Origin of the sequence: Kitasatospora sp. NPDC002040, from assembly GCF_040296785.1 — a bacterium.
Classification (GTDB): domain Bacteria; phylum Actinomycetota; class Actinomycetes; order Streptomycetales; family Streptomycetaceae; genus Kitasatospora.
Genome location: NZ_JBEOXV010000012.1, coordinates 34137 through 57597, shown reverse-complemented (window position 1 = coordinate 57597; position 23461 = coordinate 34137). Strand labels below are relative to the sequence as shown.

At 74.7% G+C, this 23461-nt stretch carries 22 protein-coding genes; 11 read left to right on the top strand and 11 right to left on the bottom strand.

What is annotated here, in order from left to right; translation table 11 throughout:
* Positions 1-33 precede the first annotated feature (33 nt).
* From ABT118_RS23665 to ABT118_RS23645, 5 genes are all read left to right on the top strand, one after another.
* The gene (locus ABT118_RS23665; protein WP_350672330.1) at positions 34-288 is read left to right on the top strand and encodes a hypothetical protein; all 255 of its coding nucleotides are present in this window, start codon (positions 34-36) and stop codon (positions 286-288) included.
* Complete coding sequence (locus ABT118_RS23660) at positions 285-701, top strand: TadE/TadG family type IV pilus assembly protein (protein WP_350672327.1); 417 nt, start codon at positions 285-287, stop codon at positions 699-701. Before ABT118_RS23665 ends, ABT118_RS23660 begins: the two co-directional genes overlap by 4 nt.
* Positions 698-1156 (top strand): TadE/TadG family type IV pilus assembly protein, encoded by a 459-nt coding sequence (locus ABT118_RS23655; protein WP_350672325.1) that lies wholly within the window; start codon positions 698-700, stop codon positions 1154-1156. Before ABT118_RS23660 ends, ABT118_RS23655 begins: the two co-directional genes overlap by 4 nt.
* Entirely contained in the window at positions 1153-1593 is a 441-nt protein-coding gene (locus tag ABT118_RS23650; RefSeq protein WP_350672323.1) for a hypothetical protein, read from the top strand. The genes ABT118_RS23655 and ABT118_RS23650 overlap by 4 nt, the downstream gene beginning before the upstream one ends.
* 83 nt (positions 1594-1676) lie before the next feature.
* The gene (locus ABT118_RS23645) at positions 1677-5342 is read left to right on the top strand and encodes a LysM peptidoglycan-binding domain-containing protein (protein WP_350672321.1); all 3666 of its coding nucleotides are present in this window, start codon (positions 1677-1679) and stop codon (positions 5340-5342) included.
* A gap of 77 nt (positions 5343-5419) precedes the next feature.
* Here the strand turns inward: ABT118_RS23645 and dacB are convergent, their stop codons facing one another.
* From dacB to ABT118_RS23630, 3 genes are all read right to left on the bottom strand, one after another.
* Positions 5420-7015 (bottom strand): D-alanyl-D-alanine carboxypeptidase/D-alanyl-D-alanine endopeptidase, encoded by a 1596-nt coding sequence (gene dacB, locus ABT118_RS23640; protein ID WP_350672318.1) that lies wholly within the window; start codon positions 7013-7015, stop codon positions 5420-5422.
* A gap of 170 nt (positions 7016-7185) precedes the next feature.
* Complete coding sequence (locus tag ABT118_RS23635) at positions 7186-8394, bottom strand: MFS transporter (RefSeq protein WP_350672313.1); 1209 nt, start codon at positions 8392-8394, stop codon at positions 7186-7188.
* 199 nt (positions 8395-8593) lie between these two features.
* Complete coding sequence (locus ABT118_RS23630) at positions 8594-9286, bottom strand: aspartate/glutamate racemase family protein (protein ID WP_350672310.1); 693 nt, start codon at positions 9284-9286, stop codon at positions 8594-8596.
* Between the two features lie 119 nt (positions 9287-9405).
* On the opposite strand from ABT118_RS23630, the gene ABT118_RS23625 reads away from it, so the two are divergent.
* The 4 genes from ABT118_RS23625 to ABT118_RS23610 all read left to right on the top strand — a co-directional run bounded on the left by ABT118_RS23625 (position 9406) and on the right by ABT118_RS23610 (position 13635).
* On the top strand, positions 9406-9933 hold the full coding sequence (locus tag ABT118_RS23625; protein WP_350672308.1) for a GNAT family N-acetyltransferase: 528 nt from the start codon (positions 9406-9408) through the stop codon (positions 9931-9933).
* A gap of 5 nt (positions 9934-9938) precedes the next feature.
* Positions 9939-10727, top strand: a complete 789-nt coding sequence (locus ABT118_RS23620; RefSeq protein WP_350672306.1) for an MBL fold metallo-hydrolase — start codon at positions 9939-9941, stop codon at positions 10725-10727.
* A gap of 44 nt (positions 10728-10771) precedes the next feature.
* Positions 10772-11815, top strand: coding sequence for a S66 family peptidase (locus ABT118_RS23615; protein WP_350672304.1), 1044 nt, complete (start codon positions 10772-10774; stop codon positions 11813-11815).
* 137 nt (positions 11816-11952) lie between these two features.
* Complete coding sequence (locus ABT118_RS23610; protein WP_350672303.1) at positions 11953-13635, top strand: hypothetical protein; 1683 nt, start codon at positions 11953-11955, stop codon at positions 13633-13635.
* A gap of 68 nt (positions 13636-13703) precedes the next feature.
* On the opposite strand, the gene fabG is transcribed toward ABT118_RS23610, so the two are convergent.
* The 3 genes from fabG to ABT118_RS23595 are packed head-to-tail and all read right to left on the bottom strand — an operon-like array spanning position 13704 to position 16836.
* Positions 13704-14462 carry a 3-oxoacyl-ACP reductase FabG gene (fabG, locus tag ABT118_RS23605; RefSeq protein WP_350672302.1) on the bottom strand — a complete coding sequence of 253 codons (759 nt, stop codon included), beginning with the start codon at positions 14460-14462 and terminating at the stop codon, positions 13704-13706.
* Positions 14463-14471: 9 nt separating this feature from the next.
* A complete protein-coding gene (locus tag ABT118_RS23600; protein WP_350672301.1) occupies positions 14472-15659 on the bottom strand; it encodes a thiolase family protein in 1188 nt (395 codons plus the stop codon).
* A gap of 28 nt (positions 15660-15687) precedes the next feature.
* Entirely contained in the window at positions 15688-16836 is a 1149-nt protein-coding gene (locus ABT118_RS23595) for an acyl-CoA dehydrogenase family protein (RefSeq protein ID WP_350672299.1), read from the bottom strand.
* A gap of 131 nt (positions 16837-16967) precedes the next feature.
* Between ABT118_RS23595 and ABT118_RS23590 the strand changes: the two genes are divergently transcribed.
* Positions 16968-17621: a TetR/AcrR family transcriptional regulator gene (locus tag ABT118_RS23590; RefSeq protein WP_350672296.1), complete on the top strand. Its 654-nt coding sequence runs from the start codon at positions 16968-16970 to the stop codon at positions 17619-17621.
* On the top strand, positions 17618-17887 hold the full coding sequence (locus tag ABT118_RS23585; RefSeq protein WP_350672294.1) for a glutaredoxin domain-containing protein: 270 nt from the start codon (positions 17618-17620) through the stop codon (positions 17885-17887). Before ABT118_RS23590 ends, ABT118_RS23585 begins: the two co-directional genes overlap by 4 nt.
* Before the next feature lie 25 nt (positions 17888-17912).
* Here the strand turns inward: ABT118_RS23585 and ABT118_RS23580 are convergent, their stop codons facing one another.
* The 5 genes from ABT118_RS23580 to egtD form a co-directional block, all read right to left on the bottom strand.
* Complete coding sequence (locus tag ABT118_RS23580) at positions 17913-19070, bottom strand: aminoglycoside phosphotransferase family protein (protein ID WP_350672291.1); 1158 nt, start codon at positions 19068-19070, stop codon at positions 17913-17915.
* Between the two features lie 66 nt (positions 19071-19136).
* On the bottom strand, positions 19137-20204 hold the full coding sequence (locus ABT118_RS23575; RefSeq protein ID WP_350672290.1) for an RNA ligase (ATP): 1068 nt from the start codon (positions 20202-20204) through the stop codon (positions 19137-19139).
* An 85-nt stretch (positions 20205-20289) separates the two neighbouring features.
* On the bottom strand, positions 20290-21090 hold the full coding sequence (locus ABT118_RS23570; RefSeq protein WP_350672288.1) for an alpha/beta fold hydrolase: 801 nt from the start codon (positions 21088-21090) through the stop codon (positions 20290-20292).
* A gap of 36 nt (positions 21091-21126) precedes the next feature.
* Complete coding sequence (locus tag ABT118_RS23565; RefSeq protein WP_502884655.1) at positions 21127-22212, bottom strand: nitric oxide synthase oxygenase; 1086 nt, start codon at positions 22210-22212, stop codon at positions 21127-21129.
* Positions 22213-22473: 261 nt separating this feature from the next.
* A complete protein-coding gene (gene egtD, locus ABT118_RS23560) occupies positions 22474-23442 on the bottom strand; it encodes an L-histidine N(alpha)-methyltransferase (protein WP_350672284.1) in 969 nt (322 codons plus the stop codon).
* Positions 23443-23461: the final 19 nt, after the last annotated feature.

Below are 23461 nucleotides of genomic sequence, written 5' to 3'. Positions count from 1 at the left end.
ACTCCGTTCACCCGCCGATCTGGAGACCACACCATGGCCGCTCTGAGAGACCTGCTCACCGCGCTGTTCCTGCCGGTGAAACTCTGCATGTTCGTGTTCCACCACCGGATGGGCCGGGTCCGCGCGGCCCGCGCCGCCGGGGACCGGGGTGCGATCAGCATCGAACTCGCGCTGGCCGTCATCGTGCTGGTGGGCATCGCGGTCGCCGTGCTCGCGGTGCTGATGAAGCTGGCGAAGGGCGTCAGCGCCAAGGTGCCCGACGCCCCGGTGATCAGCGCGGCTCCGTGAGCCGTCGCCCGCCGCCGCTGCGGCACCGCCCGGGGGACCGGGGCGCGCTGACCCTCAGCCTCGCCCTGGTCTTCCCGGTGGTGCTCGCGCTGGTCTTCCTCGTGGTCCAGGCCTCGCTGTACTGGTACGCGGGCCAGGCCGCGCAGACGGCTGCCCGCGAGGGGGCCGACGCGGGCCGGACCCGGGGCGGCACACCGGAGGCGGGCGAGGCACAGGCGCGGCAGTTCCTGGACCGGGTCGGCTCGCTGGCCGAGCCGGTCTCGGTGAATCCGCGCGGCGGGGACCAGAACACCTTCGTGATCACCGTCGCGGTCCGTCCGCTGGCGGTGCTGCCCGGTTTCGACCGGTTCACCATCACCCGTCGGGTGAGCGCCCCCCGGGAGAAGTTCGTGCCCCAGGTCGGTCAACCGTGAGGCGCCGCAGGGGGGATCGGGGCAGCGCCGCCGTCGAGGCCGCCATCATCGCGCCGGCGCTGGTCGCCTTCGTGCTGATCGCGGTCGCGGCGGGGCGTATTCAGAGCACCGGCGGGGTAGTTGATGCGGCAGCCCGTTCCGGCGCCCGCGCGGCCTCCCTGGCCCGTACGCCGGAGGGGGCGCAGCAGGCGGCGGGGGACGCGGTGCTGGAGGTGCTCCGGGGGCAGGGGGTGCAGTGCGAACAGGCCGAGCACCCACCGGTCGAGTACGGCACCCTGGACACCCCGGCGGGCCGGCTGAACACGGTGACGGTCCGGGTCAGCTGCACCGTCCGGCTGAGCGACCTGCTGATCGACGCGATGCCGGGCAGCAAGACCATGAGCGCCAGTTTCACCTCGGTCCTGGACCACTACCGGGGCACCGAACCGGGAAAGCCGAAGGGGAGTCAGCAGTGAGGGTACGGCGCACGGGTACGGCGGACCGCGGATCGATCGCGCTGTTCGTCGCCATCTGCGCGGCCGGCCTGGTGATGGTGATCGGGATCGTGCTGGAGGCCGGGGGCAGGCTGCGGGCGATCGAGACCGCCGACGCCCGGGCGCAGGAGGTGGCCCGGGTGATCGGGCAGCAGCTCGACGAGACGGCGCTGCTGCGCGGCGGGGGCTTCCTGCTCACCCAGGACGTGAACGCGGCCCGGGCCGCCGCCGACGCCTACCTGGCGCCGTACGGGCTGCACGCCGAGATCGCGTTCCGCAACGGCAACACGGTGCTGGTGGACATCCGGGCGCAGTACCGGACCACCCTGCTCGGCGCGTTCGCGGTGCAGTCGCTGGAGGTGCACGGGCGGGGCTCGGCCACGCTGGTGCACGGGGTCAAGGAAGCGGAGACTGCCTGAATGGGTGGGGGCGGGACTCTTGATGGGCGTCGGCGCGGCACGGCCGCGGCGGCGCACGGTGTCACGGAAGCGGAGAAGAACTGATGGCCGCGCGACGAGCCAAGGAACAGGATCGGGCCGGTAGGGGCACGGGCCCCGGCAGCGGCCCCGGTACGGGCACGCCGGTCGGACGTCGGCCGGTACCGCTGCGGCCGCGCCGCCGGCGCCGGACGGCCGGTTCGGTGGCCACCGCGCTCGGGGCGCTGGTGCTGCTGGCACTGCTGATGGTCGGGGTGCCCGCGCTGCTGCTCTACGGCACCGACGCTGTGGCCACGATGGGCGGTCAGAGCACCACCGGTGTGGGCGAGTTGCTGACCACCCCGGACGACGGACGGATCTTCCTCTGGGCCCTGGTCGCGATCGGCTGGGTGGCCTGGCTCTGCTTCGCGCTCTCGGTCCTGCTGGAGATCCCGGCCCAGTTGCGCGGCCGGGTGGCCCGGCGGCTGCCCGCGTTCGGCTGGAGCCAGCGGATCGCGGCCGGCCTGGTCGGCTCGGTGCTGGCGCTGCTCCCGGTGGCGGGTTCGGCCTTCGCGGCCGTCCCGGACCGGCCGGTGGCGGTGGCGCCGGCCCAGGTCATGTCGGCCCCGCAGTACGCCGCGCTGCCCGCCGCCCCGGCGGCGCCCACGCTCACCCCGGCGGCCGACCCGGCGCCGCAGTACACCGTGCAGGACTCCCGCCCCGCCGACAGCCTCTGGTCCATCGCCGAGCGCCAACTCGGCTCCGGTGAGCGGTGGCTGGAGATCGCCAAGCTGAACGACGGCCGGGTGATGGACGATTCGGGCCGCCGGTTCGACGCGGACCGGCCGATCCACCCGGGCTGGCAGCTCCTGATGCCCGGCGACGCCAAGGCCCAGCCCGCCCCGGCGCAGGCGCCCGCCCCGGCCCCCGCGCCCGCCGCCCAGACCCCCGCGCCGCAGCACGCCTCGGTGACGGTCAAGGCGGGGGACACCCTGTCGGCCATCGCGGAGCGGGAGTTGGGGGACGCGGAGGGCTGGCCGAAGCTGTTCGAGGCCAACAAGGGAGTGGCCGCACCCGACGGGGAGCGGCTCACCGACCCGGACGTGGTGGTGCCGGGAATGGTGCTCGCCATCCCGGGCGCCGCCGCCCCGGCACCCGTACCGGCCCCGGCTCCCGACCCCGCGCCGGTCACGCCCGCGCCGGAGACGCCGGTGCCGGTCACCCCCGACCCGACCCCGGCACCGTCGGCGCCCGCGTCCCAGGCCCCCGCGTCCCAGGCCCCCGCCACGTCGGCGCCCGCGACCCAGGGTCCGGTGGTCCCGTCCCACGCCGCCCCGACCGCCGCGACGCCCGCCCGGGCCGAGGCCAGTGCGCCGAGCGACGACTACTCCGTGGCGCTGGCCGCCTCGACCGTCGGCGTGGTGCTCGCCGCCGTCCTGGTCGGCACGGTGGCCCGCCGCCGCGGCGACCAGCAGCGGGCCCGCAAGCCCCGGCACCGGATCGCGCTGCCCGCCCCGGCCGCGCTGGCCTTCGAGTCCGAACTGAAGGTCCGTCAGAACGACGTCGGGCTGGCCCTGCTGGACCGGGCCCTGCGCACCATGGGCCGCAACACCGTCCGGGGCGCCAAGCGCCTGCCCACCCTGGTGGCCGCCCGGATCACCCCGGACCGCACGGTCGAACTGCACCTGGCCGCCCCCGCCGCGCCGATCGCCCCGTTCCGGGCGGCGCACGCGCCGAACGTGTGGTGGTGCCCGGACGACTCCTCCGAGCTGCTCTCCGCCTCCCAGGCGGCGAAGAACAACGCCCCGTACCCGGCCCTGGTGACCCTCGGCAGCGCCCCGGACGGCTCGGTGGTGCTGGCCGACCTGGAGACCGTCCGGCTGATGCACCTGTCCGGCCACCCGGACGACTCGCACGACGTACTGCGCACCCTGGCGGTGGAGTTGGCGCACAGCCCGCTCGCCGACCGGCTGAACCTGCACCTGGTCGGCCTGGCCGAGGACCTGCCGATCTCCGGCCCCGCACTGGAGCGGGTGCACCGGCACGAGTCGCTGGAGGCCGCGCTCACCGCGCTCGGCCCCCGCACCGCCCGGGCCCGGGCCACCCTGGTGGCCGCCGAGGCCGCCAGCCCCCGGGACGCCCGCAGCCGGGGCCAGGACGACGAGTCCTGGGTGCCCGAGATCGTGCTCTCCGCCCAGCCGCCCGGCGGCGACCTGCCCAACCAGCTCGGCCGGCTGCTCGACGGCACCCCGCGCACCTGCCTGGCCGTCATCACCCGGGCCCCGGAGCGCGGCAGCGGACCGGTCGCCCGGTGGACCCTGCCCAGCACCGGCACCGCCGCCATTCCCGGCCTGCACCTCACGGTGGAGCTGCAGCGGCTGAGCCAGGACCAGTACGCCCACCTCGGCGACCTGCTCCGCTCCTCCGCCGACACGGCCCAACTCCCGGCGCCCGACTGGACCCTGGACGGTGACGAGCTCGAACCGTCCGCCCTCCCGCTGCCGGTCCTGGCGGCGGTCGGCGCCTCGACCGGCCCCTCCGTCGCGGAGACGGCCGCGATCGACGCGGTCTCGCGGGCGATCGGCACCGGCAGCAGCCCGTTCGCGGGTGTCAGCCCGGTCGCCACGCCCCGGCACACGCTCAACTCGGTCGGCCTGCACGTCAAGGGCGCCGAACCGGTACGGCCGGTGGTGCCCGTGGTCCCCGCGCCGACGCCGACGCCGACGCCGACGCCGGCGCCCGCGCCCGTGCCGGACCCGGAGCCGGTCCCGACCCACGACCCCGCCGCCCCGGTGGCCGACGCCGCTCCGGCCCGGCCCGTTCCTTCGCCGGTCGCGCCGTCGGCTCCCGCGCCGTCGGCTCCCGCACCGTCCGTTCCGGCACCGTCGACTCCCGCACCGTCCATTCCGGCACCGTCAACTCCCGCTCCGCGCAGCGACAGTGACGACCTGCTCGCGATCCTCCGCTCGCCCGAGGCGCACTCGGTGCGCACCGCCCCCCGGATCCGGCTGCTCGGCCCGCCCGACGTGCTCGGCACCACCGGACCGGTCACCCCCGAGGGCCAGCCCCGGCTGACCGAACTGGCCGCGCTGCTCGCGCTGCGCCCCGGTGCCGACCAGTCCACCCTGGACCGCGCCCTGCACCCCGGCGCCGCGCACCTCGACCCGCACCCCACCACCACCGAGCACACCGTCACCCCGGTGCCCACCCGGCTCGCCGAACTGGCGTCCTGGCTGGGGGAGTCGACCGAGGGGCGGGCCTTCCTGCCGCTCGACAACGGCGACGGCTACACCTTCGCCCCGACCGTCACTTGCGACTGGGACGAGTTCCGCAGCCTCTACCGGCGCGGCATGCGCAGCACCAGCAGCACCGCGGACGCCGCCCTGGCCCACGCCCTCGCTCTGGTCCGGGGCGCCCCGTTCGCCGAGGCCCCCGGCTCCTCCTACGGCTGGGCCGAGCCCGAGCGCCAGGACATGCTCGCCACCATCGTCGACACCGCCCACGAACTGGCCGCCCGCCGGCTCCAGTACGGTGACCACCGAACCGCCGAGGCGGCCATCTTCCGCGGCCTCGCGGTCGCCCCCGACATCGAACTGCTGCACCGGGACCTGTTCTACGCCTACGCCTCGGCCGGCGCCCGCGACCAGCTCGTCCGCGCGGTCAACCGCCTGGACGCGCTCAGCCGCCGCACCGGCCGCGACCTCGACCCCGACACCGTGGCCCTGCTCCGCGACCTCCTCTCCGGCAGCTGACACCGGCAGCTGACACCGGCGGCTGACAGCAGCGGCTGGCACCGGCTGCCGGAGCGGAGGTCCGGGGTCGGTGTCGGTCAGGCGTGCTGTTCGGCGGCCGAGGCCTGCTCCTGCAGCAGGGCGGAGATCCGGTTGACGTCGTCGAAGATCCCGATGAAGCTCGGGATGTCGGCACTGGTGGCGCCGTTGACGCCGATGTAGAAGAGGTGCAGGCAGCCGTCGTCGGTCAGCAGGTACCCGGCCTCCTCCTGGGCGCCGACCTGGATCCGCTGGTTCAGCCGGTCCAGGCCGAGGATGGTGCCGGGCTTGGCGAAGACCTTGCCCTTCGCCGGGCAGTCGGTGGTGCAGGAGATCCCGTTGCTGCCGTCGACCCCCAGGATCGGCAGGGACAGTCGGAAGGTGTCCGCGTCGGGGGTGTGCAGCCAGTACCCGAGCAGCTGGGTGAGGCCGGTGGGGGTGGCCCGGTCGGACGCCACCCCGCCGCGCCCGTCTGCGAGCGCGAACTGGGTCGGGTCGACGTGCGCGACGTCCTGGAGGAAGGCGTGCTCGATCCCGAACGCGTCGAAGCAGTCGGTGCTGCCCCGCAGCACGGCCATGTTGCACAGCGCCAGGTTGGCGCCGAGGTTGTGACTGACCTTCAGGATCAGCTTGGCGTACTGGCTGTACGGCGGGGAGACGTACGCGGCCACCTGCGGGGCGCCGTCGTACGAGGCGGGCAGCGCGCCCTGCGGGTTGGGGCCGGTCGGCTCTGCGGTGACGTCGACGCCGGCCCGGGCCAGCGCCTCGATCAGCGCGGTGCGGCCGAAGGCGTTCGGGTCCTGGACCGGGGAGACGCGCAGCAGCGGCCGGGCGTCGGCGGCGATCGTGCCGGACAGGGTGATCCGGGTGCCGTCCGGGGAGGCGGCGACCTGGATGTCGGAGGGCCCGCCCGGCTCCACCGTCCGGACGGTGGAGGTCACCTGGTACGGCGCGACCTGGGGGCGCCAGAGCAGTTGGGCGGGCTCGCCCGGTGCGGTGGGGGTGCTGAGCAGGTCGATCAGGTTGTCGTTGATGATCATCGGGGTGGGCTGCGGGTCGAGCGCCGGCGGGGTGAACAGCCGGGGGTCGACGATCACGTCCCCGTCGACCCGGGTGATGCCCGCGTCGCGCACCTGACGGGCAATCTGGTCCAGCCCGGCCAGCGGGTCCTCGGGGGTGAGGGCGGCGCCGGGCAGGCTGGCCTCGGTGTGGTCGATGTCGGTGTAGTCCACCGTGCCGTCGGGCCTGGTGCGGCCGCCCATGGTCAGGTCGCCCTGGGCGATCAGCGCCAGGTTCCCGGTCAGGGTCGAGCCGGCGCGGGTGCCGGTGGCCAGCACGGGGGTGGTGAAGCGGTGGTCGGGGCCCAGGGTGTGCCAGGCGGAGGACATGGTGACCAGTTTGGTGGTCGAGCCGGGGACGAGGAACTGGTCCGCGAACCGGGAGTGGATCACCTTCCCGCTGGTGGCGTCGACCTCGAGCACGCCCCACTGCGCGTGCTCGTAGCCGGGCTTGTGCATGATCGCCTCGATGGCGGGCCCGAGGTCGTGGTCGTGCGCCGCCGCCGCGGGGGCGGCGACGCTCGTGCCCGCCACGGCCACGAGCGTCGCCAGGGCAGCGGTCCAGGCCCGCAGCCGGCCGGGGATCGTCGGTCTCATCTGTTCCGCCGTTCTGAAGTCGGGGAACCCCGGTCGAGGCTCCCGCCGAACAGGTCCAAGGCGGCATCGTAGGGACCCGGACGTACCGAACCCGCAGGTCAGCGGCGTGCTGACGGCGTGTGGGGCGAATGTCATCCGGTCGGGCGATCGGAACCGGCTGCGGGGAGGCCTCAGTTCACCGGGGCCTCGGCCCGGGGCGCGAGGCGCAGGGTGGCGAGCGCGGCGGCCAGCGTGCAGGCGCCGAGGACCAGGGCGGTGGCGGCGAAGGCGGCCGACGGGCCCGAGCGCTCGACCAGCAGGCCGCCGGCCGCCGCGCCGAGCGCGCCGCCCAGGTTGAAGGCGGTGTTGACCCAGGCACCGGCCTCGGTCCGGGAGCCCTCCGGGACCAGGCGGTCGACCAGTTGGTAGGCCGTGATCAGCAGGATGTCGGTGCAGGCACCGGCCAGCAGCAGCGCGACCCCGGCCGCCGGGGCGGCGTACAGCAGGGCCGGGAGCGCGTAGCAGGCGGCCCCGGCGGCGGCCGGCACCAGCGGGCGCCGGGCCAGGCTGCCGGGCCACTCCCGGCGGCCGTAGGCCAGGCCGCCGAGCACGCCGCCGACCGAGAACAGCGTGGTCAGCACCCCTGCCGTCACCGTGCCCCAGGCCGCGACGATCGCGATCTCGCACAGCGAGAGCGCGGCGGCCGCCCCCAGGACGGGCAGCAGCAGGGCGGCAAATCCCTTGATCCGCAGGGGACTCCGGGTGCCCTTCGGGCTGCCCGCGGCCGCCCGGACGTCGGTCGGCGACCGGCGCAGCGCCGCCGACAGCAGGCCGAAGCCGGTGAGGACCAGGGCCGCGCAGCCCAGCAGCACGGCCGGGCCCGAGGTGGCCGCGACCAGCAGCCCGCCGAACACCGGGCCGAGCGCGAAGACGGTCGACTCCGCCACCGTGTCCAGGCTCAACGCGGCCTGCCGCTGCGCGTCGTCCGGGGCCAGCCGCCCCCACAGGGTCCGCATCAGCGGCCCGACCGGCGGCGGACAGGCCCCCGCCAGCACGGCCAGCCCGACGGCGACCGGATCGGGCACCCGGACGGCACAGGCGACGGCGAGTGCGGTCAGCAGCAGCGCGTAGCAGCAGGCCAGCACCATCAGCAGGGGCGGCCGGCGCTCCACCCAGCGGGCCCGGAGCGGGCCGAGCAGTGCGGTGGCCAGCCCGGACAGTCCGGTCGCGGTACCGGCCACGGCGTACGAGCCGGTGCCCTGCTGCAGGGCGAGCAGCAGCGGGAGGCCGAGCAGTCCGTAGCAGAGCCGCGCCAGCATGGCGGCGGCGAACAGGTTGCGGGCGTGGGGCAGGGCGAGGACGGCGCGGTAGGACGCGCCGCCCCGAGCGGGGCGGGCCATGGGAGTTCTCCGAGGAACGGGCGTGCCGTACGCACGCACGTGGGCAGTTGACGGGTCGACATGCCGCCCCACCGCTGATCACTCGTCAGGAGTGCGCGGTGCGGGTGCGGCCAACAGGCCCGTCAGTGCGGATCGGAGAGGTACACGCACGGCACCCTAGCGGGTCACCGGCGCGGGCACCAGAGCGGCGCGGATCGGTTCAGTCCGGGAGCGCGGCCGCGATCGCGGCCTCGGCGTGCAGGCGGGTGGTGGCGAAGACCGGGACCGGGCTGTCGGCCGGGGAGATCAGCAGCTCGATCTCGGTGCAGCCGAGGATCACGCCCTGGGCACCCCGGGCGACCAGCTCCTCGATGACGGTGCGGTAGGCGGCCCGGGACTCCTCGCGGACGACGCCGAGGCAGAGCTCCTCGTAGATGACCCGGTGGACCACGGCGCGGCCGGGCGCGTCCGGGACCAGGACGTCGAGGCCGTGGGCGGCGAGGCGGTCCCGGTAGAACGACTGCTCCATGGTGAAGGCGGTGCCCAGCAGGCCGACCCGGGTCAGGCCCGCCGCGCCGACGGCGAGCGCGGTGGCGTCGGCCAGGTGCAGCAGCGGGACCGAGACGGCGGCGGCCACCCGGTCGGCGACCTTGTGCATGGTGTTGGTGCAGATCAGCAGCAGCTCGGCCCCGGCCGCCTCCAACGCCCGTGCGGCATCGGCCAGTACGGCTCCGGCCCGGTCCCACTCACCGGCCGCCTGGAGCTGCTCGATCTCGGCGAAGTCCACCGACCAGAGCACGCACCTGGCCGAGTGCAGCCCGCCGAGGCGGTCCCGGGTCAGCTCGTTCAGCAGCCGGTAGTACTCGGCGCTGGACTCCCAGCTCATGCCGCCGATCAGTCCGATGACCTTCACCGTCCGCCTCCCGTTCGCACCCGCAGCCCCACCCGCGGCCGCACCCGCTGCATCATCGCACTGCGCCGCGATCCGTAATGCGCTTGCCCCGGGCGGGTCCGTTTCGGTAGACCCGTCCCATGTTGCGCGGAGAGCGGATCGGCCTGCGGGCCCGCCTGGAGTCGGATGTACCGGTACTGCACGAGGAGCTGTTCGACGATGTCCTGACGCGCTCGCGCGCGGACAGCAGGGCCTGGCGGCCGACCGGGGTGGGCCACTCGCCGTACGCGGTGGGGGAGCCGGGGGACGACCACGCGGCCTTCACCGTGGTGGAGTTGGCCACCGGTGAGGTGGCGGGCGAGGCGATCGTCTGGGGGATCGACACCCACAATCGGATGGCGCACCTCGGGCTGGCGGTGCGGCCCGGCTTCCGGGGGCGGGGCTACGGCACCGAGTCGGTCCGGGTGATGTGCCGGTACGTCTTCGGCATCCGGGGCTTCCAGCGGGTCCAACTGGAGACGCTGGCGGACAACGAGCCGATGATCCGGGCGGCGGAGGGCGTCGGGTTCGTCCGGGAGGCGCTGCTGCGGCGGGCCGCCTGGGTGGACGGCGAGTTCCTCGACGAGGTGATCCTGGGCCTGTTGGCCGAGGACTGGACGAAGGAGTAACGGTCGTGCCGCACCCGGGAGTTGTCCGAGCAGGCGTCGAGGTGGTCCCGCTCTGCGACGCGGTCGGGCCGATGGGCGAGCAGATCGCGCTGCCGCTGCCGGAGATGTTCGGCGGGCCGGACCACCCGGTCTGGGCCCGGGCGGACGCCACCGCACCCTGGGTGCTGCACTTCCACTGCTACCTGCTCCGGTCCCCGGACGGCCGCACCGTGCTGGTCGACACCGGCCTCGGCGGGGCCGACTCGCCCGCCGCCGGCTGGGCCCCGGTGCCCGGGCGGCTGGCCGCCGAGCTGGCGGCGGCCGGGGTGCGCCCGGAGCAGGTCGACACCGTGGTGCTGACGCACCTGCACAGCGACCACGCGAGCGGCAGCCTGGCGGCGGACGGCACCACGCCGGCCTTCCCGAACGCCCGCTACCTGGTCCAGCAGACCGAGCTGGAGTGGCTGACAGCGGGCGGCTCACCGCTGCTGGACGCGGTGGTGCGGCCGCTGCGCGCGGCGGGCTGCCTGGACGCCCGGTCCGGCGAGGTGGCCCTCACCCCGGAGATCAAGGTCTTCGCCACCCCCGGCCACACCCCGGGCCACCAGAGCGTGGCCGTCGGCGAGCGGCAACTGGTGGTGGCCGGGGACGTGGTGCTGCACCCGGTCCAACTCGCCGACCCCACCGCCGAGTACGTCTACGACGACGCCGCGCCGGTCGCGACCGCGACCCGGCAGCGCCTGCTGTCCGAGCTCCGGGCGGCAGGCGGCCTGCTGGCGACGGCCCACTTCGCGGAGCCGTTCACCCGGCCGTGATATCCGTTCGACCAGGGAGCACCCGCCTCGTTAACCTCCCCGCCATGACCGCACTTCGCTATCCGCCCAAGCCCGCCCCCGGTGACCGGGTGGCCATCCTCTCGCCCGCCGCCGGGCTGGCCGGGGTCCTGCCGCTGCCGCACGACCTCGGGGTGCGGCGGCTGACCGAGGAGTACGGGCTCGAGCCGGTGGAGTACCCGACCACCCGTCAGCTCGGCTCCAGCGCTGCGGCCAGGGCCACCGACATCCACGCCGCCTTCGCCGACCCGGAGATCAAGGCGGTGATCGCCAGCATCGGCGGCGACGACCAGATCACCGTGATCCCGCACCTGGACGCCGAGCTGATCCGGGCCAACCCGAAGCCGTTCTTCGGGTTCAGCGACAACACCCACCTGCTCAACTTCCTCCGCAACCTCGGCCTGGTCGGCTACCACGGCGCGAGCGTGATGACCCAGTTCGGCCGCCCCGGCGCCGAGCACCCGCTGACCGCCGAGTCGGCCCGGGCCGCGCTGTTCGGCTCCGGCGCGTACGAGCTGCGCCCCTCGCCGGACACCAACGACGTGGAGCGTCCCTGGGAGGACCCGGCCACCTTCGACAGCGCGCCGGTGATGCAGCCCGCCGACGGCTGGACCTGGCACAACGCCGACCGGGTGGTGGAGGGCCCGAGCTGGGGCGGCTGCCTGGAGCCGCTGGCCGAGCTGGTGACGGCGGGTCGGGACCTCCGGCCGGTGGCCGACTACGCGGGCCACGTGCTGTTCCTGGAGACCTCGGAGGAACTGCCGAGCAGCACGGCGGTCTACCGCATCCTGCGGGCCTTCGGCGAGCGCGGCCTGCTGGCGCAGTTCCCCGCCCTGCTGATGGGCCGGGCCAGGGCCTGGTCCTTCGACCACCCGAACGACGCCGAGGCCCGGGCCGCGTACCGCGCCGACCAGCGCACGGCCGTGCTCCGCGCGCTGGGTGAGTACGCCCCGGACACGATGGCGGTCTTCGACGTCGACCTCGGCCACACCGATCCGCAGCTGGTGATCCCCTACGGCGGACTGGTCCGGGTCGACGGCCCGGCCCGCCGGGTCACCGTCACGTACTGAGCGGCCCCGCACCGGGTGGTGAGTGATCACCACCCGGTCTGGCTACGCCGCCTGAGCGCGTCGTAAGGTGGCGAGATCGTGGTGGCGGGCACCGCGGCGGACGTCGCTCGGCGGCGGGGTTGGGGCGGTGACCTGCGGTGGCGGACCTGACGGCGGGCGGCATCTGGCCGGGCGCGACGACGGACCCGGCCGATCCCACGGCCCGGCGCGACCTGGCGACCGGCTGGACCGGCACCATCCCGGTGGTCCAACTGCCGGGCCCCGGCGGCCAACTGCCCACGTCCGCCGGTCCGGCCGGCAAACCCGTCGCCCCGCCGACCATCGGCGGCGGAGCCCGGGGCCGGATCCTGGTGATCGAGGGCGGCTACGGCGCCTCCGGCCGCCGGCACTGGGGGCGCGGCGCGGGCTCCCAGGCCCAGGTGCTCTCCGCCATGCTGGCCGGCGTCTCGCCGGGCATCCTGCTGGCCGCCGAGTCGGTCGACGCGGTCCACCTCCCCGGCGCCACCGACCCGCAGAGCGTGCTGGCCCACCTGCGCGCCGCCGCCCTGCACCCCGGCCCGCTGCTGATCCACCTCGGCGGACACCTGGTCACCGACCGGCGCGGCGAGCACCTCTACCTGACGCTGCGTGACTCCAAGCCCGCCACCGTCCGGCAGGACGGGCTGCCCTGGCAGGCACTGGCCGCCGAACTCCAGCACCGGGGCGAGCTGCCCACGCTGGTGATCGCCGACCTGAGCGCCGACCAGGCCGCCTGGCCGCTGGTGCAGAGCGCGATCTCCCCGCTCGCCGACGGCATCCCGCTCTGGGCCGTGGTCAGCCCCGACCCGGAGCAGATCGGCACCTTCTCCCGCGCGCTGATCGAGGTGCTGCACCGGGGCCGCCCCGGCGGCCCCGCCCTGCTGCCGCCCGAGCTGCTCCGGGACCAGGTGCACTCGGTGGTGCGGAACGACTCGATCATCCTGCACTCGCACCCCGCCGACCGGCCGGTCTTCCGCAACACCTCGCGCCAGATCAGCGAGGGCCTGCCGGGCGTCGTCGCCGGGCCCAGGCCCGCTGCGGTGCTGCCGCCGCCGAAGGCGACCTCCCGGGCGGCCAGGCCACGGCCCGGGGCACCGAAGGTCCCGGCCGGACGGTCGGCCGGAGTCTCGCTGCTCAAGCCGGGGGTGCCGCCCACGCCCCGGCGGGTCGGGCCGCCGGTCTCGCTGCTGAAGGCGGGTCAGCACCCGGCGGCCCCGGTCACCCCTGTCTCCTTCGACAAGCGCCAGGCCACTGCGGTCTCCTTCGACAAGGCTCCGGCCGCTCCGGTCGCCGTGGTCACGGCGGTCTCCTTCGACAAGCCGACCCCGCCGGTGGCCGAGCCGGTGGCCGACTCAGCGGCCGAGCCGGTCGACTACCGGGAGGCGATCGGCCGGATCGTCCGCTGCGCCGAGGCGGGCGAGCACGACACCGCCGCCGAGCTGGCCCTGGCGCTGGAGGCGACCGCCGTGGCCGCGCACGGCCCGGTGGCGGCGGAGGTACTCCAGGTCCGTCAGGTCCGGGCCCACATCGCCCGGCTGGCCGGGCAGTTGGCGCTGGCTGCCGAGGTCTACCGCGAGGTCGCCTTCACCCTGCTCCGGTCCCGGGGCGCCGAGGACCCCGAGACCCAGCAGGCCGCCACCAACGCCGAGGCCTGCTGGCGCGCCGTCCCGGACCGGGTCGAGGCGATCCGGATGGCCCCCGAGATCATCGAACTCCGGGCCCATCTCCCGGGCCCCGACGGCCGCCGACTCCGGGCCGCCGAACGCCACTTGAAGCAGCTGGCAGCCGCCGGCCAGAGCTGAGGCGGCCCCCCGGGCTCACCGGCGGCACCGCCCAGCGGCCGACCACCGCAGCGAGGACCGGCGGTCGGTCAGCGGGCGCCGCCGTTGACGTACAGGGTCTGGCCGCTGACGTACGAGGCGTCGTCGCTGACCAGGAAGGCCACCACCGAGGCGATCTCCTCCGGCTGGCCGACCCGGCGGAGCGGGGTGCGCTCGGCCACCTGGGCCTGGTGGTCCTCGGCGGTGGCGCCGACGCGCTCGGCGGTGGCGGCGGTCATCGAGGTGGCGATGTAGCCGGGGGCGACCGCGTTGACGTTGATGTTGTACGGGCCGAGCTCGATCGCCAGGGTCGCGGTCAGGCCCTGGATGCCGGCCTTGGCGGCGGCGTAGTTGGCCTGGCCCCGGTTGCCGAGGGCGGAGCGCGAGCTGAGCGAGACGATCTTGCCGTACTTCTGCTTGACCAGGTACTTCTGCGCCACGTGGCTGCAGTTGTAGGCACTGGTCAGATTGACCGTCAGGACGGCGTCCCAGTCGGCCTTGGGCATCTTGAAGAACAGGTTGTCCCGGGTGATCCCGGCGTTGTTCACCAGGATGTGGATCGCCCCCAACTCCTCGACCACGGCGGCGAAGACGGCCTCCACCGCGTCGTAGTCGGCCACGTCGCAGCCGTACGCCCGCGCGCTGCCGCCCTTGGCGGTGATCGCGGCCACGGTGCCCTGGGCCCGCTCGGCGGAGAGGTCGACCACGGCGACCGTCGCGCCCTCCTCGGCCAGCCGGAGCGCGGTGGCGGCCCCGATGCCCTGCGCCGCGCCGGTGACGACGGCGACCCTGCCTGCGAAACGAGTCACAACAGCTCCCTAGAGGTTCTCGACCAGGACGGCGGTGCCCTGCCCGACGCCCACGCACATGGTGGCCAGCCCGCGCCGGGCGCCGGTGCGGCGCATCCGGTGCAGCAGGGTGGTGAGGATGCGGGCGCCCGAGCCGCCCAGCGGGTGTCCGAGCGCGATCGCGCCGCCGGACGGGTTGACCAGCTCCGGGTCGAAGCCCAACTCCCGGACGCAGGCCAGTGCCTGGGCCGCGAAGGCCTCGTTGAACTCGGCCTCCTCGATCTCCTCGACCGCCCAGCCGGTCCGGGCCAGCACCTTGCGGGTGGCGGGCACCGGGCCGATCCCCATCACGTCGGGGTGCACCCCGACCGAGGAGCCGGCCACGTACCGTCCGAGCGGCTCCAGGCCGAGGTCGTTCAACGCCTCCTCACTGACCAGCAGCAGCCCGGCGGCGCCGTCGTTCATCGGCGAGGCGTTGCCCGCCGTCACGGTGCCGCCGGCCCGGAAGACCGGCTTCAGGGCGGCCAGGCGCTCCAGCGAGCTGTCCTCCCGGATGCTCTCGTCCTGGTCGACCGTCACGCCGTCGGCGCGCAGCACCGGGAGCAGTTCGGCGTCGAAGTGGCCGTTCTTCCGTGCGGCGGCGGCCCGTTGGTGGCTGCGCAGCGCGAACGCGTCCTGCTGCTCACGGCTGACGCCGTACCGGGTGGCCACCTCCTCGGCGGTCTCGCCCATGCCGAGCACGCCGTGCAGCTCGTGCATCCGGGGGTTGGTGATCCGCCAGCCGAGCCGGGTGTCGAAGGTCTCCAGCTTGTGCGGCAGGGCCTCGTCGGGGCGGGGCAGGACGAACGGCGCGCGGCTCATCGACTCGCAGCCGCCCGCGATCACCACCTCGGCCTCGCCGGAGCCGATCGCCCGGGCGGCGCTGGTGACGGCCTCCAGGCCGGAGGCGCAGAGCCGGTTCACGGTGGCGCCGGGGACGCTGTCCGGCAGGCCGGCCAGCAGTACGGCCATCCGGGCCGCGTTGCGGTTGTCCTCCCCGGCCTGGTTGGCGGCGCCCCAGTAGACGTCGTCGATCCGGGACGGGTCCAACTGCGGTACCTGGTCGAGCAGTCCGCGCAGTACGGCGGCCGAGAGGTCGTCGGGCCGGACGGCGGACAGGGCGCCGCGCAGCCGACCGATCGGGGTGCGGCGGGCGGCGGCGAAGTAGACGGGACGCACTTCGTTGGGCTCCTCAACTACAGGGTGGTCAGAAGGCGTTGACGCCGGTCAGCGCCCGCCCGATGAGCAGCTTGTGGATCTGGCTGGTGCCTTCGTACAGGGTCATCACCCGGGCGTCGCGCAGGTACTTGCCGACCGGGTACTCGTCGATGAAGCCGTACCCGCCGAAGACCTGGAGCGCGTTGTTGGCGGCCCGGACGGCGGCCTCGCTGGCGAACAGCTTGGCCACCGAGGACTCGGTGGCGTACGGCAGCCCGCGCTCGATGTGGTCGGCCACCCGCCAGGTGAGCAGCCGGGCCGCGTCCAGGTCGACCGAGATGTCGGAGATCAGCTCCTGCACCAACTGGTAGGAGGCGATCGGCTTTCCGAACTGCTCGCGCTCCTTGGCATAGCCCACGGCGGCGTCCAGGCAGGCCTGGGCGATGCCGACGCAGCCGGCCGCGACCGACATCCGGCCCTTGGCCAGGGCGGCCATCGCGACCGAGAAGCCCTTGCCCTCGGGGCCGAGCCGGGCGCTGTCGGGGACCCGGACGGCGTCGAAGGACAGCTCGGCGGTGGCCTGGCCGCGCAGGCCCAACTTGCCGTGGATCTCCCGGCGTTCGAGGCCGGGAGTGGCGGTGGGGACCAGGAAGGCGGTGACGCCCTTGTGCCCGGCCTCGCCGGTGCGGGCGAAGACCAGCGCGACCTCGGCCCAGGTCCCGTTGGTGATGAACATCTTGGCGCCGGTGATCAGCCAGTCGTCGCCGTCCCGGACCGCCCGGGTGGTCAGGTTGGCCGCGTCCGAGCCGGTGCCGGGCTCGGTCAGGGCGAAGCAGCCGAGCGCCTCGCCGGAGGTGAGCCGGGGCAGCCAGTGCTGCTTCTGCTGCTCGGTCCCGTACGTGTTGACCGACTTGGCGACCAGGCCGAGCGAGACCGAGACGATGCCGCGCACCGAGGAGTCGCCCCGGCCGAGCTCCTCCAGCACCAGGCAGTACGCCAGGTGGTCGCCGCCGCTGCCGCCGTACTCCTCCGGGATGGTCAGCCCGAGGAAGCCGAGCTTGCCGAGCCTGCCGATGATCGCGCGGTCCACCGACTCGGCCCGGTCCCAGGCTGCGGCGTGCGGCGCGATCTCGCGGTCGGTGAACTCGGCGGCGAGCGCCCGGACGGCGGCCTGTTCCTCGGAGAGCTCCAGGTTCATGGCGGTCCTCGGTGTGTAGGCTGAGTAAAACTAGCGGTGCAAGTTTTAATCGACTGTAGCCCGCCACCGGGCGGCTGTGAAGGGCAGCCTGCGAGAATGCCCGCAACCCCACCCGACCGGAGGAAGCGACCATGGCCCGCCCGCGCACCCCGCTGCTCAGCCGCGAGCGGATCGTCACGGCCGCGCTCGCCCTGGTGGACCGGGAAGGGCTGGCCGCCCTCTCCACCCGTCGGCTGGCAGGCGAGCTCTCGGTCAGCGGCCCCTCGCTCTACAACCACTTCGCCACCAAGGACGAGCTGCTCGACGCGGTGGTGGACAGCGTGATGGGGGAGGTCGACCTGTCGATGTTCCGGCCCCCGGCGCCCTGGCGGACCGCGCTGCGCGACTGGGCCCGCTCCTACCGGTCCGCGCTCGCCGCCCACCCCAACGTGGTCCCGGTGCTGGCCCAGGGGCCGGGCCGGCGCCCGAACGCGCTGCGGCTGGCCGACGCCGTGTTCGGCTGCCTGGTCGAGGCGGGCTGGCCGCGCGGCCAGGCCACCCGGATCGGCGCCCTGATGCGGTACTTCATCACCGGCTCGGCGCTCGGCTCGTTCGCGGCCGGCTTCCCGGAGGACGCCGCGCTGTACACCGGGGAGTACCCGCACCTCGGTGAGGCCCACAAGCTCGCCGAGCACCGGCGGCGGATCGACGAGGGCGCGTTCGAGACGGGGCTGGAGGCACTGCTGGACGGCCTGGAACTACGCTACGGACGTACCGTCAGTCCAACGGGAGGGGACCCGGCATGACCGAGGACCGCGAGGCCGTGGTCGTCTACTGGCGACCGATGTGCACGTTCTGCCTGTTGCTCTTCCTGAAGCTGCTGGTCACCCGGGTCCCGCGCCGCTGGGTCAACATCTGGCGCCACCCCGAGGCGGCGGCCTTCGTCCGCTCGGTCGCGGACGGGAACGAGACCGTCCCGACCGTGACCGTGGCGGGGCACGCGATGGTCAACCCCTCGCGCGCCGAGCTGCTGCAGGCCGTCCGGACGCACGCCCCGCACCTGCTCGGCTGAGCGGCCGGCCGCCGCCGGCCTGCGGTCAGCGGCAGGCCAGCGCGGCCCGGGTCTCCGACTCCGGGTCGCCGTGGTGGTAGACCCGCTCGGTCGCCTCGATGCCGTCCAGGAACTCCTGGTAGCGGACGGCGTAGCCGAGGTGCACCAGCGGCTCGGCCAGCTCCAGCGCCCGCGCCGGGTCGGAGCCGGGGGCATGGGCGGTCCAGGCGTCGATCCAGAGCCGGCGGACCGTCTCCCAGCGCTCCCGGTCGAGGAAGTCCTGCGGCCGCAGGCCGTCGACGGCGGGATGGCCGTAGTAGCTGTCGGAGAAGTCGATGAGCACGTTGCGGGCGCCGTCGAAGCGCCAGTTGCCCGGGTGGAAGTCGCCGTGCACCAGCGTCTCGGGCAGCCCGCAGGCCGCCAACTCCTCGATCAGTACCGGGAGATCGGCGAGCAGCCGGTCGGCGTCGGCCCGCTCGGCGGCGGTCAGCACCAGCCGGGGGAGCAGCGCGGCGAACCGCTCCGGCAGGGTGCGCGGGGTGCGGTCCGGCAGGACGGCGGCGCGGCCCGCCAGGGCGGCCTGGGCGGCGACCAGGCGCGGGACGGCGTCGAGCATCCCGTCGTCCGGCAGACCCCAGCAGTCCACCCCGGGCAGGTGGCCGAGCAGCAGCCGGCCCTCGGCGGCGGCCAGCACCGGCGGCACCAACTCCGGGTCGACGGAGGCCAGCAGGCCGATCACCTCGGCCTCCGGGACGGCGAACGCGGGCGTGGTCTTCAGCCAGACCGGTCCGTCGGCGGTCGGCAGCCGGTACAGGCCGGACAGGTTCCAGCTCTTCACCTGCTCGGCCGGGCCGACCGCCCGCGCCGCGGCGGCGGCCCACTCCAGCGCGGACCGCAGCCCGGCCGGGGTGGCCCACGGCGCCCGGAGCGGGTCCTCGCCCACCGTGAGCGCTGAGCCGGTGAGTTCGGCCCCGGGGAGCCGCAGCGCCTCGGCGTGGTAGGCGACCGAGCCGCCGATCCCGGTGTCGGGGCTGTCATGGGTCAGCAGCCGGAGCACGTGCACCGGCACCCCGAGCCGGAGCTCCGACTCCCGTGCCACCTCGCCGACTTCCTGCCAGCGCGGCGCCGCCACCGGGAACGGCCCGATCTCGCCGAGCTGCTCACCCTGGTACGTCACCAACACCGTCACGCTTCGTTCTGTCACCCGCGCAGTGTCGGTCCTGCCGGACGCCGGGGCAACCGAATTCCGCTCGGCCGGCGGCCGGTCGGGTCACTCGTACTCGGTGCCGCCCTTGCGGGTCAGGTACGCCCCGCTGACCACCTTGGCGATCGCCCGGCCCCCGGTCACCGGGCTGTACCGCTCCAGCACGGGCCGGACCACCACGCCCTCGCGGAGGTGCAGCTCCCGCCCGGAGAAGGTCTCCCGGCCGTCCGCCAGTGCGAGGACGGTCTCCGGGTCGAACGGCCCGCGCCACAGCTGCGGCACCAACGGCAGCTTCCCGGCCAGCAGTTCGGCCGCGTCCAGCCAGATCGGCTCGCCGTCGATCACCGCCGAGACGTCGAAGGCCGCGTAGCCCGGCAGCTCGGTGCGGCCCGACTCCCCGTACGTCAGGTCCTGGACCCCGGCGCCGAACACCTCGCCGAACACCCCGACCCGGCTGGCGCCGAGCCGCTGCGCCAACTCGGCCGCCACCGCCGGGATCCCGTGCGCCCGGACGGCCCGCCAGTACAGGTTCCCCTCGTCCTCGCGCAGCGCCAGGCGCTGCGCGCCGATCCCCTTCGAGGAGACCTGGACGGTGCCGGAGTCGGCGTGGAACGTGACCAGGCAGCAACTGCCGTGCAGCTTCTCGGTGATGACCACCGGCTCGCCCGGCTCGAAGATGTCGGGGAAGCGCTTGAGGTTCTCGATGTCCACCCAGGGCAGCAGCTCCGGCGCCGACTCCACGTCGCCGCTCATGCCGATCGGGATCGGCGGGACCCACTTGGTGATGCCGAGCCGCTCGGCGAAGTCCGCACCGCTGTCGGCCGCTTCGGCCAGGTCGGTGCCGGCCAGCGCGGCGGGGCGGCAGACGATGCCCTGGGAGAGCTCACCGCGCAGCCGGACCGCCTTGACCCGGTCCTGCGAGCCGCCCGCGAGCCGCCCGGTCAGGCCCAGCTCCTCGATCAGCGCGGGCGGCAGCACCGCCTGCTCCGGGATGTAGACGGCCAACTCGCCGGTGCGGTAAGCGCCCTTGGCGACGACGGCCCGGTAGAGGCCGACCTGGGCCAGCTCCAGCGCGTCGGCGTTGGGGTGGGTCAGGATGGTGAGCCGCTCGGCTGTGACCCGCAGTGTCGACATGGTGATTCCTCCCCTGGCATGGCGAACGCGGTCCACTCTGTCCGCTCGGCGCACCCGGCCGCGACCGGTTTTCGGGGCGCCCGGGTCAGGCGACGGAGCGCACGAACCCACCGATGTCACGCGCGACGTCCCCCGGGCGCTCCCAGTAGAGGAGATGGCCCGCGCCCTGGTGCACCACCAGCCGCGAGCCCGGAACGGCGTCCAGGATCACCTGCTGGTCCGAGCGGGGCAGCAGCTGGTCGCGGTCTCCCCACACGACCAGGGTCGGCACCGTGATCCGGTCCAGGGTGGCCCGCAGGTCGGTGTCGAGCAGGCCGAGCATGGTGTCCCGCCAGACCCGGGCCGGTGCCTTCAGGCTCTCGGCGACCATGGCCGCCAGGAACTCCGGCTCCACCCCGCCGCCGGTGAGACCGCTGCTGAACGCCTCGGCGAACTCCCGCCCGACCGGATCGCGCAGCTCCCGCACCAGCTCCCGGACCGCGCGGGCGGCAGGCTTGTCGGCGAGCGTGGCGGGCACCCCGAGCAGGACCAGGCCGGCCACCCGGTCCGGGTGCCGGGCGGCCGCGATCCGGGCCTGCACCCCGCCGCTGGAGCCGCCGACCAGGACCGCCCGCCCGAGGCCGACCGAGTCCAGGAAGGCGATCAGATCGTCGGCCAGTGCGGCCGGGGTGTAGCCGTCGGCCGGCCGGTCGGCGTCCCCGTGGCCGCGCTGGGTGAAGGCGTACGCGTGCAGACCGGCGGGCAGCTGCCGCAGCACCGGTTCGAAGGCCCGCCAGGTGTCCCCCCAGCCGTGCACGAACACGACCGGTGCGCCTGCGCCCACCTCGGCGTACGGGAGCCTGAGGCCTTCCCGCAGGGTCGCGGTCCGCACGGTGATCCCGGCCATCGGGCACCTCCCCGACCAGCCTAGGCCGGGCGGGGTTCAGCGGGGCAGGAAGGCCGGGCGGGTGTCCGGGTCCACCGCGTCGTAGTAGCGGTGGTAGACCGGGGTCAGCCCGCCGGAGACCGGCGGCACGATCCAGCTCCAGTCGGCGGGGGTGGGGCGCCCGAGCCGTTGCTCCTGGGCGATGTGCTTGAGGAAGCGCTCGGACTCGGTGTGGTGGTCGGCCATCGTGACGCCCGCCTCCTGGAACGAGTGCAGCACGGCGACGTTCAGCTCGACCAGGGCGCGGTCCCGCCAGAGGGTGCGCTCCGAGGAGGTGTCCAGGCCCAGCCGCTCCGCCACCACCGGGAGCTGGTCGTACCGCTCGGCGTCGGCCAGGTTGCGGGCGCCGATCTCGGTGCCCATGTACCAGCCGTTGAACGGGGCGGCCGGGTAGCGGATGCCGCCGATCTCCAGCGCCATGTCGCTGATCGCGGGCACCGCGTACCAGCGCAGCCCCAGCTCGCCGAACCAGGCGTGCTCGGGGTGGGTCAGCTCCACCTCCAGCACCGCGTCCTCGGGCAGCTCGTACCACTGCGGCTCGTCCCCGGGACGACGGCGGACCAGCAGCGGCAGCACCTCGAACCGCTCCTCGCCGCCCTTCCAGCCGAGCTCCCTGGCCTGCGCGGCGAGCGCCGCCCCGGCCGGGTCCCCGGCCCCCGAGGCGTGCCCGGCGTACCGGACCAGCTGCTGGTTGGCGATCTGCGGCCCCGGCCGCCCCGGCCGGTCGGGGGCGAAGACGGTGATCACCGGGCGGATCCGGCCGCCGTTGGTGGCCACCCGCAGGTGCTCGAAGCACTGCTCGGCGACCTCGTCGGGGGAGTCCACCCGGCGCAGGTCGCGGACCACCAGGCTGCGCCAGTACAGCCGGCCGATGCAGCGGGCGGCGTTGCGCCAGGCCACCCTGGCTCCGAAGGCCAGCTCCTCGGCGGTGTGCTCGTAGCTGCCGGTGCGCTCGATCTCGGCGAGCACCTGACGGACCCTCGGCGCGGGATCGCCCGAGCCGGGCCGCTCCCGGTGGAACTGGCGGACGAACGCGACCGCCTGCCCGGCCAACGAGGTCTCGGGGAGCTCGGGTTCGACCACCGGCGGGGTGTACGGGCAGCCCCGGACGGCGACGGTGGCGACCGGGGCGGACTTGCGGGTGCGGAGCCGACTGAAGATCAAGGACACATCCCTCCTACCGACATGGGTACCGGAGGTGTCGGCCCGGGCGCGCGGAGTGGGCGAATCGCACCCGTCCCGGTGTGATCAGCCGCTAAAGTGCGCGCGCAGGCGACCGCGGACGACCGGCAGCCCCCGAGCGCCGAGGCGGTCGGGGGCTGCTCCCGGTGCGGGGCCGAGCGGTCAGAGGGTGGCGAGCGAGAGGCCGAACCGGCCCGCCTCGTCCGTCCACCACTGGGTCAACTTCAGCCCGGCCGCGCCGAGTTCCTTCTCCACCCGGTCGCGGCGGAACTTCGCCGAGATCTCGGTCCGCAGCTCCTCGCCGCGCTCGAAGTGCACCGGCAGGTCCAGCTCGCGGATCTTGACGGTCTGGGCGATCCGGGACCGCAGCCGCATCTCGATCCACTCCTGCTCGGCGTCCCAGAGCGCGACGTGGTCGAACAGCTCGGGGTCGAAGTCGCCGCCCAGCTCCCGGTTCAGCACGCTGAGCACGTTCTTGTTGAAGGCGGCGGTCACCCCGGCCGCGTCGTCGTACGCCGCGACCAGCACGTCCGGGTCCTTCACCAGGTCGGTGCCGAGCAGCAGGGCGTCGCCCGGCTCCAGCGCCTCGCGCAGCTCCCGCAGGAACACCGCCCGCTCGGCCGGGAGCAGATTGCCCAGCGTGCCGCCGAGGAAGACCACCAGGCGCGGCCCCTCGCCCGGCGGCAGGCCGAGGCCCTGGGTGAAGTCGGAGACCACCGCGTGCGTGGTCAGCTCCGGGTAGTCGGCGGTGAGCGCCTCGGCGGCGGCCGCCAGCGCGCTCTCGCTGACGTCGACGGGTACGTAGGTGTGCAGGGTGCCGAGGTCGCGCAGCGCGTCCAGCAGCAGCCGGGTCTTCTCCGAGGAGCCGGAGCCCAGCTCGACCAGGGTGCGGGCGCCGGTGGCGGCGGCGATCTCGCCGGCCCGGGCGGTCAGGATCTCCCGCTCGGCCCGGGTCGGGTAGTACTCCGGCAGCCGGGTGATCTCCTCGAACAGCTCGCTGCCCCGGGCGTCGTAGAACCACTTCGGCGGCAGCGACTTCGGATTCGCCGTCAGACCGCTGCGCACGTCGTGCCGTAGCGCGTGGCTGAAGTGGTCGGCGGCCAGCAGGCGGGTCAGCTCGTAGGTCTTCACAGCGGTGTTCCCTTGCTCG

Coding starts and splice junctions, on each gene's coding strand:
- ABT118_RS23665 (WP_350672330.1), top strand. CDS start 34: ATGGCCGCTCTGAGAGACCTGCTCACCGCGCTGTTCCTGCCGGTGAAA.
- ABT118_RS23645 (WP_350672321.1), top strand. CDS start 1,677: ATGGCCGCGCGACGAGCCAAGGAACAGGATCGGGCCGGTAGGGGCACG.
- dacB (WP_350672318.1), bottom strand. CDS start 7,015: ATGAGACCGACGATCCCCGGCCGGCTGCGGGCCTGGACCGCTGCCCTG.
- ABT118_RS23635 (WP_350672313.1), bottom strand. CDS start 8,394: ATGGCCCGCCCCGCTCGGGGCGGCGCGTCCTACCGCGCCGTCCTCGCC.
- ABT118_RS23625 (WP_350672308.1), top strand. CDS start 9,406: ATGTTGCGCGGAGAGCGGATCGGCCTGCGGGCCCGCCTGGAGTCGGAT.
- ABT118_RS23615 (WP_350672304.1), top strand. CDS start 10,772: ATGACCGCACTTCGCTATCCGCCCAAGCCCGCCCCCGGTGACCGGGTG.
- ABT118_RS23595 (WP_350672299.1), bottom strand. CDS start 16,836: ATGAACCTGGAGCTCTCCGAGGAACAGGCCGCCGTCCGGGCGCTCGCC.
- ABT118_RS23590 (WP_350672296.1), top strand. CDS start 16,968: ATGGCCCGCCCGCGCACCCCGCTGCTCAGCCGCGAGCGGATCGTCACG.
- ABT118_RS23585 (WP_350672294.1), top strand. CDS start 17,618: ATGACCGAGGACCGCGAGGCCGTGGTCGTCTACTGGCGACCGATGTGC.
- ABT118_RS23575 (WP_350672290.1), bottom strand. CDS start 20,204: ATGTCGACACTGCGGGTCACAGCCGAGCGGCTCACCATCCTGACCCAC.
- ABT118_RS23570 (WP_350672288.1), bottom strand. CDS start 21,090: ATGGCCGGGATCACCGTGCGGACCGCGACCCTGCGGGAAGGCCTCAGG.